The sequence below is a fragment of the Nocardia sp. NPDC004718 genome, assembly GCF_053601535.1.
In genome coordinates this window covers 1-10286 of sequence record NZ_JBSGCA010000100.1, presented here as the reverse complement: position 1 = coordinate 10286, position 10286 = coordinate 1, and the positions used below count along the sequence as shown (strand labels likewise).

The 10286-nt window shown below is 64.8% G+C and carries 7 protein-coding genes and 2 pseudogenes; 5 read left to right on the top strand and 4 right to left on the bottom strand.

All coding sequences use genetic code 11. The features are described 5' to 3' along the window. Positions 1-401: 401 nt before the first annotated feature. Together ACWEH3_RS35015 and ACWEH3_RS35010 are read right to left on the bottom strand one after the other, a co-directional pair. A complete protein-coding gene (locus ACWEH3_RS35015; protein WP_450026291.1) occupies positions 402-920 on the bottom strand; it encodes a hypothetical protein in 519 nt (172 codons plus the stop codon). Between the two features lie 564 nt (positions 921-1484). After that, positions 1485-2069, bottom strand: a complete 585-nt coding sequence (locus ACWEH3_RS35010; protein WP_450026289.1) for a hypothetical protein — start codon at positions 2067-2069, stop codon at positions 1485-1487. 280 nt (positions 2070-2349) lie between these two features. Here ACWEH3_RS35010 and ACWEH3_RS35005 point away from each other — a divergent pair, with 280 nt between their 5' ends. Further along, positions 2350-3459, top strand: a complete 1110-nt coding sequence (locus tag ACWEH3_RS35005) for an alpha/beta hydrolase (protein WP_450026287.1) — start codon at positions 2350-2352, stop codon at positions 3457-3459. Positions 3460-3471: 12 nt separating this feature from the next. Here ACWEH3_RS35005 and ACWEH3_RS35000 read toward each other — a convergent pair. Continuing rightward, positions 3472-4248 (bottom strand): annotated as a pseudogene (locus ACWEH3_RS35000) (IS5 family transposase). A gap of 742 nt (positions 4249-4990) precedes the next feature. On the opposite strand from ACWEH3_RS35000, the gene ACWEH3_RS34995 reads away from it, so the two are divergent. The 3 genes and pseudogenes from ACWEH3_RS34995 (at position 4991) to ACWEH3_RS34985 (ending at position 8525) form a co-directional block, all read left to right on the top strand. Continuing rightward, positions 4991-6916, top strand: coding sequence for an ArnT family glycosyltransferase (locus tag ACWEH3_RS34995; protein WP_450026285.1), 1926 nt, complete (start codon positions 4991-4993; stop codon positions 6914-6916). Positions 6917-7033: 117 nt separating this feature from the next. After that, the gene (locus ACWEH3_RS34990) at positions 7034-7423 is read left to right on the top strand and encodes a hypothetical protein (RefSeq protein WP_450026293.1); all 390 of its coding nucleotides are present in this window, start codon (positions 7034-7036) and stop codon (positions 7421-7423) included. A gap of 286 nt (positions 7424-7709) precedes the next feature. Beyond that, positions 7710-8525: pseudogene (locus tag ACWEH3_RS34985) on the top strand (IS5 family transposase). A 748-nt stretch (positions 8526-9273) separates the two neighbouring features. Here the strand turns inward: ACWEH3_RS34985 and ACWEH3_RS34980 are convergent. Beyond that, the gene (locus ACWEH3_RS34980) at positions 9274-9528 is read right to left on the bottom strand and encodes a hypothetical protein (protein WP_450026283.1); all 255 of its coding nucleotides are present in this window, start codon (positions 9526-9528) and stop codon (positions 9274-9276) included. A gap of 143 nt (positions 9529-9671) precedes the next feature. On the opposite strand from ACWEH3_RS34980, the gene ACWEH3_RS34975 reads away from it, so the two are divergent. Beyond that, positions 9672-9815: a hypothetical protein gene (locus ACWEH3_RS34975; protein WP_450026281.1), complete on the top strand. Its 144-nt coding sequence runs from the start codon at positions 9672-9674 to the stop codon at positions 9813-9815. Positions 9816-10286: the final 471 nt, after the last annotated feature.

The following is a 10286-nucleotide window of genomic DNA, read 5'->3' as shown; positions in this document are numbered from 1 at the left end:
CGTAGAGACCGACCACCACCACACACCGCTCACTCACCCGACACACCCAGCCCTACCACGCCGCCCAACGACCGACACCGCACACTTCCACACTTTCGATACGACCGTCCGATTTCGGGTAGTCGGTCGATACAGTCCACCACACCGCAGGGCCCGGTCCGTGGAGAACGACCGAGCCCGCGGCGTTTCGACCAGTGCCCGAGCGGCGGCCCAGACCCCGGCCTCACCCACGACACTGCCACTACACGGGGGAATGTCAAGAGCCGCTGTGCGGCGCGGAGACTCCCGAAACTGTCCCCACGCCAACACCGCGCGAACGGGCTCTCGCTTTCGTATCCGAAACCGGAACCACCACCGAGCAGGCCGACTTGTTGGGGTTCCGGACTGGTAGGCTCTCGTAATCAACTGTCGCGAGTAGGTGTCCAGCCTGTCGGTTTCCGGGTGCGGGGGCCATTGGCGTAGCGGCCCCAGGTCGCGGCGGTCTGGGCGGCGGCGCGGGTGGTCGTGTGGTGGTGGTAGCCGAGTGCTTCGGCGACCACCGGGGCGGGCAGTTCGAGGATGTGCTGATGCAGTGTGCCGACCCGGCCCGGCCGGGTTGGAACGCCGAGGGCGTTGATCAGGTCGCTGAGGGTCCTGGGGTGCATCGGCTGGCCGGCTCGGCGGCCGGGAAACAACCAGCGGGAGTCGTGGTTGGTGGCGGTTTTCATGTTGGTGCGCTGGTCGGTCCAGGTCAGCAGCAACTCGGCGACCGGTCCGGGGACCGGTGATGGTGGTTCGCCGAGGTTCAGCAGCACCTGACCGTCGATGTCGAGGACGTCGCCGATGGTGAGCCGGACGATGCGGCTGACGGGCTGGGCGTAGAGCAGCACGATCGCCCCCGCGACGCGGGACCCCAACGGCGGGCTCGGGTCCGTGAGCACGCGACCGAGGAGCTCGATGCGTTGATTCGGGGGCATGGGGGTGGCCGGGCCGATCACGACGGTAGGCAGCGTGAACCGGCGGGTGAGATTGTTGGTGATGCACCAGTGCAGAAATCCTAGGATGCCGGTGCGGGCGTGGGCGTTGTGTTCGACATGCCAGACGTCGATGTCGGCTTGGCCGCAGCCGGCCAGGGTGAAGTCGCGCTGAGAGAGCCAGCTGAGGAACTGCGTCGCCTGGCTGATCTGGTTGACGAACCCCCGGTAGCCTCCGACGGTGAGAGGTTTCCGGTCGGCGCGTGCTCGTAGTCGTGGCTGGACATCCCAGGCGGCGAACCTCCTGATCAGGCGGGCGTGTTCCGGATCGGTGATGGTGGCGATGTGCTGGGTAAGCCAGCGTTCGAACGCGCAGATCTACTTGTCGACCTGGGGCAGGATCCCGCTGGCCATCAGCAGCTCCTCCAGGTGAGCGGCGGCGCTCGCAGGAGCAGCTGATGCTATAGATGCACTCGGCAAGCTGACCTCGACACCTACTTCGAGACACCGCCTAGCTGAGTTCGGTATGGGTTAGAGCCAGTACGGTGGCTGTCGTGCTGGATCGTCGAGTACCGCGTCGATTCGTTGGTCGGTCACGATTAGATCTATCGCTTCGGGGTCGGCTCCGATGGAGGCGAAGTGGGAATCGACATCGTTGGTGAGGCACCAGGTGTGGTCTGCCGGCCAGATAAACGCGGGATCCGGGCAGTCGCCGTAGGGCCACTGCGCGGGGTTGTCGCTGTTCCAGTCTGCGTAGTCCGCCAGTGTGCCGCGGAACAGCCAGTAGTCGCGGTGAGGGATGCGGAAGTTGGGTGGTGACTCGATAGCGGTGGTCGACCATCCGTTCCACAAACAGAAGTAACACTGGCCCGGCGTGGCCGTGTATCGGGACAAGATCTCCAGCGCTGCGCCGACCTCGTCTTTCTCCGGCAATCCGTGCGGTTCGAAGTCGACGTCGCTGGTCTTCTGTCCGGGAAAGCTCGGATCGGGGATAAACCTCACCCGGGCATAACCGGGATATCCCGTTGGGCCGCGAGTCACGAGCCGATGCCACGGAAGGCGCTGCTCGACGAGCCAGTCGGCGGCCGACGCATCGTCACACAGTTCGTAACTCACCCGGACATTGTGCCGGGAGAGCGGGCCGGCTTTCGCTGCGCGGTACAGTTTATGTGCTCTGGCCCCGATAGGGTGGGCAACGGCAGCCCTGTGGTCAGGTCGATTGCCGCGCCCGGCGTGAGTGCTTCGCGGCGCACGCGGAGAGGAGGGGAGGCTGCGCACATTCCACGAGTGGGTCCTTGAGGCCCAGTGGCTGAATCTTCGGCGCACTGTCGCATCGCGGCTCCACGAGCTCAGTACCGGTCTCAATGATTCCATCTATCACCGAACCAGCCAGCAGGTGCGTGATGTTCTGGCTGAGGTCGATGCCGCAGACCATGCCGGACGTCAGTTCCGCGATGGCGGCAAGATTCCGGACGTCTCCCTGCCTCACCAATCGAGCGGGATTACGGTGCCGACGCACCCAAAACAATTGCATACGTACTGGTCCAACCTGTCACCCGAGGCTAGGGACGAGCTGTATCGTGCTGATCCGTTCCTAGGCAACCGCAACGGGATCCCACAGATCGATCGTGATCACTACAACCGGCGGACCCTCACCATGTTGGAGGACCGGGCCGAACGGGAATTCGATATCGACGCTATGGACCACTACTCGGAGATCGCCCGGGCCCTAGATGCGCCGAGCGGCTCGCCGCGCCGCTATCTGTCGCTACTCGACGACCAGTTCCGGACGGCGATCGCCGTCGGTAATCCGGACACCGCCAAATATGTCGTAACTCTACCGATGGTTGCGGGGCGAAAAACCGACGGAGTACCCTTTCTTGTCGAATATGGCGGCAATCTGTGCGATGGTGCTCGCAGTGTTGCTCCGGATGGCGAAACCTCGGCTATCGCGTGGATCGGGTACAAGCCACCTGAAGGCGTCATTGCCAGCATCGATAGTCGCTATGCACGTGAAGGTGCGCCGCTGTTGCGCGACTACCAGGAAGGGCTGCGGGCGACGCACGAGGGAACTGCCTCCCTCAACACCGTCGTCGGCTACTCTTACGGTGCCGTTACCGCTGGCCATGCGGCTATGCAGCCACTGTACGCCGACCAAGTCGCTTTCATGGGCAGCTTCGGCACCGGGGTCGAGCGAGCGACAGATCTTCGCCTGGTCGGTGTCGATCCCGCCGATATCGACCGGCACGTTTTTTCCACTGTCGCCGAACATGATTCGATCCTTCTGATGCCCTCGACGCACGGTCCGGCGCCGACCAGCCCAGACTTCGGCGGCACCTCGTTCCACACCGACTCCACCCGCGGCGTCGCGGCGAAGGGCGACACGGACCCATGGGGGTCACAAGGCTGGAACCCTGACAATCACATGTCCTATTTCGATCGCGGTACGCAATCACTGAGGAACCTAGCCATGATCGTCACCGGCAACTGGCCCCCGAAGCCCTGAACCCTTTAGAATTCAGTTCAGAATTAGGTCTCGGAGACAGATGACCGAGCAGGTGAGGCTGAGTAGGGCGTAGTGGATGTCGGCGCGGCGTTCGCAGCGAGTCCTGAGGCGTTTGAACGCGTACAGCCACGCGAAGGTCCGTTCTACCGGCCAGCCGACAGTGCCGAGTCCGGAACCGTGGTGGTGCCGCGGCAGGCGATGACTGGTGTGATGCCGCGAGCGCGGCCCAGCCTACGGTATTTGTCGTGGTCGTAGCCGCGGTCGGCGTGAAGCCATCAGGGACGCCGCCAGGGGCGGCCGACCCGCCCACCGATGACGGGCAGAGCGTCCAGCAGCGGGATGAGCTGGGTGACGTCGTTGCGGTTTCCGCCGGTCAGTGTGACGGCCGGGGGTGTTCCGGCAGCGTCGATGATCAAATAGTGTTTGGAGCCGGGCTTGCCCCGGTCGACCGGGCTGGGGCCGGTGTGGTCCCCCCCTTTGAGGGCGCGCAGACAGCTCCAGCTGCCCGGCGGCAAGCAGTTCGCTCAGCGGCTGTTCATGCAGCCGCTGCCACACGCCCGCTTCGTGCCATTCGGCCAGCCGCCGTCAGCAGGTCGCGCCGGGGGCACCGAACAGTCCGCTCGGCAGCTGATTCCAGCCGATACGGGTGCGGGCCACGAACAGGATGCCTTTCAACGCCGCTCGGTCGCTGGTCCGCCGACGGCCGAGATGCCGAAACGGCCGCTGCCGCGCCGGAATCAATGGCTCCAGCCTCGTCCGCAACGCATCGGTCACCACTTGATCGATCAACCACAGCGGGAGTCTCAAAGACGTTGCACAGCAAACCAAACCGACACCCCAACTTATTCTGAACTGAGTTCTTGGCGCCGGTTTTCGTTCAAATGTTCCTCAACCCCTAACGCGACTTGTCGTCACTGGACCCTATGGGCTGGTTCCGACGACGACGCGAGCCTGGCCGACCTCGCCGAGGAATCCAGCGCCGGCCGCTCCACCATCCACTTCATCATCAGCGAGGCAAGCAAAACAGCAGTTAACGCAAGACTATAGACCTTAATCTTGATCCACCGAATTGCTTTGCTGCTTCGGGTGGACTTGAAATCGCGAAACCGGGTGCGGCCTGGAAGATTCGGGTTTGCCAAGCGATCGTTTCGAGTCGATTCGAGGGGCATCTCGGAGATGCAACTTTGTTGGGGCGAGCCGCTGGTCTCGATCTCCCCGCTACAGGAGAAGGAGATAGAGGCTGAAGGGGGTGGCCGTCAACACGGTAGTTGCGGTTATTGCGATTAGTGCGATCGCAGCGGGTAACGGCTTCGGCGGATCGACAGACGGGAGCAGCGTTGGTCGACGGCGATGTCGGCGGCGGCAAGCCCACCTTTTCCGCGAAGATCCACTATCGTTGCGCTGGAGGACCTCCGCCGGAAAAGTGCGACCGGCGGCGTCCTGGAGGTGTGCGAAGGACAGCCTGCCGTCAACCTTACTGCTACCGCCTGTAGTGCTACGTTGTGTAGCACTACAGTGAAGGAGTTCACGAGTGGCGACGACGCGCATCGAAGACGCGGGCCGACCATCGGGCAGCCCCGTGATGCCATCGGCTCGGTTCACCGTCGCCATGCGCGCGAACTTGACCTTGCCGATACTCACTCTGTTGGCGACCGTGCTGTACGTATGGGGATTGACCAGGGGAAACACACATTACTACTACAGCGCAGCCGTGCGGAGTATGAGCCAGGACTGGTCGAACTTCGTCTTCGGCGCGCTCGACAGCGCTGGGTCGATCACCATCGACAAGCTGCCCGGCGCGTTCTGGTTACAGGCGCTGGCAGTGCGGGTGCTCGGCTATCACGACTGGGTAATCCTGCTACCCGGAGCTGTGGCCGCGATCGCGTCGGTGCCGATGCTGTACCTGACGGTGCGCCGCTGGGCCGATCCTCTCTCCGGGACGGTGGTGGCGGCGCTTCTTCTCGTCAGCCCAGTCACGTTCGCGGCAGCGCAAGTCAATCTCGCGGATTCGGTGATGGTGTTCTTGCTGGTCGCCGCCGCCTACACGCTCACCCGGGCGATCGATGACGGCCCGCGGTGGCTGATTTTCTCCGCAGTGTTGGTGGGCGCGGCGTTTCAGGTGAAGATGCTGCAGTCCTGGCTCGTAATGCCAGCCTTCGTCGCCGCATACGCCATCGGGTCGCCCGCGCCCTTCCGCGCCCGGGCGGTCCACCTGTCCGGTTTCGTTGTGAGCACGGCGGCACTGTCGCTGTCGTGGGTGGGCACCGTCGCCCTGATTCCCGCAGCGCGGCGCCCATATCTCGACGGCAGTACAACCAATTCGCCGTGGCAGATGGTGTTCTCCTACAACGGTTTCAGCCGCGTGGGCGGCGACCAGGGGCCGATGGGGGTGCCGTTCGGGGGTTCTTCGGGACCGCTGCGGTTGCTCAACGAGCAGTTCGGCGGCCAAGTCGGCTGGCTGCTGCCCTTCGCTGTCGTCGTCGCCATCGCCGGGGCCGCGCTGACTCCGCAGGCCCAGTCACGGGTGGCTGCTGGGTGGGTGCTGTGGGGTGGGTGGCTGCTCGTGGCTGGCGCGTCGATCAGCGCGACCCGCGGGGCCCACCCGTACTACGCGATCATGCTCGCTCCCGCGATCGCTGCGCTGGCCGGACGCGGTCTGATCACACTGACCACCGAGACCCGAGACCGGCGCCACTGCGGCCGGGTGATGCTCTCGGCACTCGCCGTCGCAGCGGCGACAGCGACGATTCAGGTGGGGCGCGTGAAGTCGGAGTCGTGGACGAAACCACTGGTCGCGGTGATCGTAATCCTCACAATCGTAAGCGTGGTCGCAGTTCTCGCTCGGCGACCCATGACGCAGGTCACCGTTGTCACGGTGGTCGCCGTCGCTGTCGGGCCTGTCGCGTGGATAGCGGCGTCACCGGCCGTCCCACCGTCGTCGGTGCTGACCGCCAACCCCGTGGCGGGTCCACCGACGACGCTGGCGGTCTACGGCACCGAGGTCGGCAGTGCCGGGCTGATGATGATGTTCGGCGCGCCCACAGGCTCGCCGCCCCCGCCGGTCGCGACGCCGCTGCTCGGAACCACCCCAGACGGTCGCCTCCTGGAATACCTCGAAAGTGAACACCGTGGCGAGAAATACCTGTTCGCGGTCGGAGACGCCAGCAGCGCCGCGACTTATATCGCTGCCGGGCACAGTGTGCTGCCCATGGGCGGATTCACCGCCTCGATGCCGTATCCGACCGTAGAGAAACTCAGTGATCTCGTCGACTCCCGGCAACTCCGGTTCGTCTCACTGATCCCAATGCCCGGAACCCGCGGACCCTCCAGCACCCGGCAAGCCTGGATTACCGGCCACTGCGCACCCGTCGATCCGCGCATCTATGGCGCCGCTCCGTCTTACGCGGTGCTTTACGACTGCTCCATGGCGGCGAACGCGTCAACGAGCACGCCGTAGATGCAGCTCTCACTCACTCGGCCGGTGGCAGAGTCGACCTTTGATGACTCGAGTCTGATTACGTCCGCAGGGTTGGTGCCGGTGGTGAGGTTGGCCCCAGGACGGCAAGGTGGTCGGATGACCGCGGTTCAAAAACGACCGCCCACTGCGGAGTTCGCCTACATCGACGAGATGGGCGACACAGGGGCAGTAGACGGGGGTGGTTCGCAGACCTACACCCTTGGATGCGTCCTCATTCCGATGCACACCTGGACCGATGCGCTCGACTACCTCGTCAATCTTCGCCGGAACCTTGGGGATGCCTACGGCTTGCCTATGAGCCAGGAGGTCAAGGCCAACCACCTCGTGGGGATCAAGAAGACCTACAGTGACCTCGGTCTCGGCGAAACAGGGCCGCGGGTAGGCCTATTCACAGGCTTGGTGCCGGAGACGTCGTGCACCGTTCACCGACCCTGCCTGGTGACTCCTGGCCCGATCTTGGGCGAAAGCCCTCATGTCAGACCGTGAGCGCCGAGGCCGGCTCGCTGGTCCGGACGGGCGGTGCGGTGTGTTGTCCCGTCCGAGCCGGTGTGGACCGGTGGGATTGCTCGTGGTTCGAGCCCGCCCGCGCGGCTTGACGCCTCATCTGTTCGAGAGCCGAGTAGCTCTGGTCAAGACCGGCGCCGTGCGGGTGCGCTGGGATCGCGAACAGCTCATCGGAGGCAAGCCCACGGAGGCTCGTAAGAGTTGCTAACAGATTGATCTTGGTGTGGTTTGATCTTGCCGGTTGTTGATCATCTGGCGGGAGGTTGGTGTGGCCCAGCGCAGGCCGTGGGAGGTCGAGGACGGGTTGTGGGAGCGGATCGAGCCACTGCTGCCCACGATCGAGCGACGCTTCCGTTATCCCGGTCGCGAGCGGACGACTGGAAGGCCTTATGCGGCAACCTGTTCGTGTTGTACACGGGCATCCCATGGGAGTTCATGCCGCAGGAGTTGGGCTACGGCTCGGGCATGACCTGCTGGCGGCGGCTGCGGGACTGGCACGATGCCCGGGTGTGGCAACGGTTGCACGAGCTGCTGCTGGCCGAGCTGAACGCTGCGAGGCTGATCGACTGGTCCCGCGCTGTGGTGGACGGCTCACACATCCGAGCGTTGAAGGGGGCCGAAAACCGGTCCGAGCCTTGTAGATCGTACAAGGACCGGCTCCAAGCATCATGTCATCACCGAGGGGCACGGCATCCCGCTCGCGGCGACACTGACCGGCGGCAACCGCCACGACGTCACCCAACTCGCCCCACTGATCGGAGCGATTCCGCCGGTACGTGGACGGCGCGGACGCCCCCGTCGCCGCCCCGGCACGCTCTACGCCGACCGCGCCTACGACTACGACCAACACCGCAGAGTGGTGCGCGGCAAGGGGATCGACCCCAAGCTCGCCCGCCGGGGCACCGACCATGGCTCCGGGCTGGGTGTCTACCGCTGGGTCGTCGAGCAAACCATTGCACTGCTGCACTGGTTCCGGCGCCTGCGCATACGCTGGGAGATCCGCGACGACATCCATGAAGCCTTCCTCAGCATCGCCTGCAGCATCATCTGCTGGCGTCGACTCAAGAAGAACTCAATCTGTTAGGAACCCTTAGTACCATTCGGTCGGTTTCTGGTTCGCTTCGAGCGTCCAGGGGCCACGCGGGGTCGGAGCCGAGCGTCGGACACACACCCGGCAAGGGTGATCGAGGCTCGGCTCCGTCGGACCCCGGCCCGCACGCGAATCCCGATCCCGGGAAACCTCGCACGCCGAGCGGGGCGCCACGAATGACCGGCATCAGTTTGCGGTAGCGACTCGAGTGATCCGGCCGCCTCTCGGTCATCACCATCAAGCCCCTCGCGGGGGCCGGGTCGGGAACCCGGGCGTTTCGCGTGGGTGGTAGGCATTGCGACCGGTCCACGGTCCGGGCGTCGGAGTGCGATTGCGATTGCGATTGCGATTGCGATTGCGATTGCGAAATAGTAGCCGGATCTGGCTGGGATGGGCTTGACATGGGGTTATGGAAGTAACACTATTGATGTGAGTACTCACATCAATAGTGGGTTGGGTGGTCGAACCGGCCGTAAGCGGCCCGCACCGAACCCGGCATCGACAACGACGTCAGCAGGCCGACAAAGAAGTCGGCCACACCGGGCCGGACCGCGCAAACCCACCAACCCAGAAACCCCTCGATTCTCATGACCCTGAACCCGTTGCGCCTGCTCCATCCGGTCACCGCACCCGAGGGCCGCAACCTCCGAGCCCACCTCACCGGCACCCTCGCCGAGAGCACCGTATGCACCACCACCCGCGGCCACCCGGGCCCGCGCCCGGGGACCTGTCGCCCGGCCGGTCACGCCGCCGAGCTCACCCGCACCACACAGCGCCTACCATGACCGAACTGCGTCCCCTCGCCTACGGCTACCTGCGCGACGACCTCATCACCGACCACGACCGCGACGCGGGTGATGAGAGGCTGCGGGCCGCGGCCACAGCACTGGGCTACGAACTGGCCACCGTGTTCCACGAACCACCACCACAGGGCGGGCTTCTCCCACCCGCGTTCGCCGACCTGATCCAAGAATGCCGCCGCGCACGCGGTGATCACCCTGCAAGGACACCTGTCCCACACGACGATCTCCCGCACGATGCTGCACGACGTACTACACGCCCGCGCCACCACCCTCCACGAAATCCGATAGGGGTGGAACAGGCACAAGGGACCGCTCGCCGGTGGTGCGGATCGGAGGCGTGAGCGAGGTCGGTGTACAGATCAGCGACTTCCGCCAGGCCGCCGGAGAAAACTTCGCCTCGATGCGTCAGGGCCTGGCCCGGCTGCGCACCCGGATCGTGACCCTGCTGACGTCACTGACCAGCCGCGACAGCAACCGGTAACCAAGCCGAGGACAGAAGAAAGAAGAAACGGAGCCTTTCTCCGGAAGCCAGCGGATTCGCTGAACGGTTGCTAATAGACTGGGTGGGAGTCGTCGTCTGGGACTGGTGGGATTCTCTGCTCGGGCTTGGGATTCCCCGCCCCTCGGCGAGTGACGGTGACCGGCCGCGGCCCGGACGCGCGCACTTCTCCTTCCGGGCCGTTGTTCGTGGATGCAGGCCCCCATTCTCGGGTCTACCGGCCCCCAGAGCGGGTTTCGCGTCATCGACGGGGTAGCTGGTTCGCTGGCCGATCGCTAGTAGAATCGATGGGAGTCGTCACCGCGAAGCCCAGCCCGGCCCACAGGGTGGCGATCGGCAGCGGTCGGGAACAGCCTCTCGCTCCAGGCCGCTGTCCTTGGGTGGCTGTATGCGAGTGATCTGCCGACGCCTCTGAATTCTGGGCGAGCGCAGCATCGTCCCGCTTCCCTGCGC

Coding starts and splice junctions, on each gene's coding strand:
- ACWEH3_RS34990 (WP_450026293.1), top strand. CDS start 7,034: ATGACCGCGGTTCAAAAACGACCGCCCACTGCGGAGTTCGCCTACATC.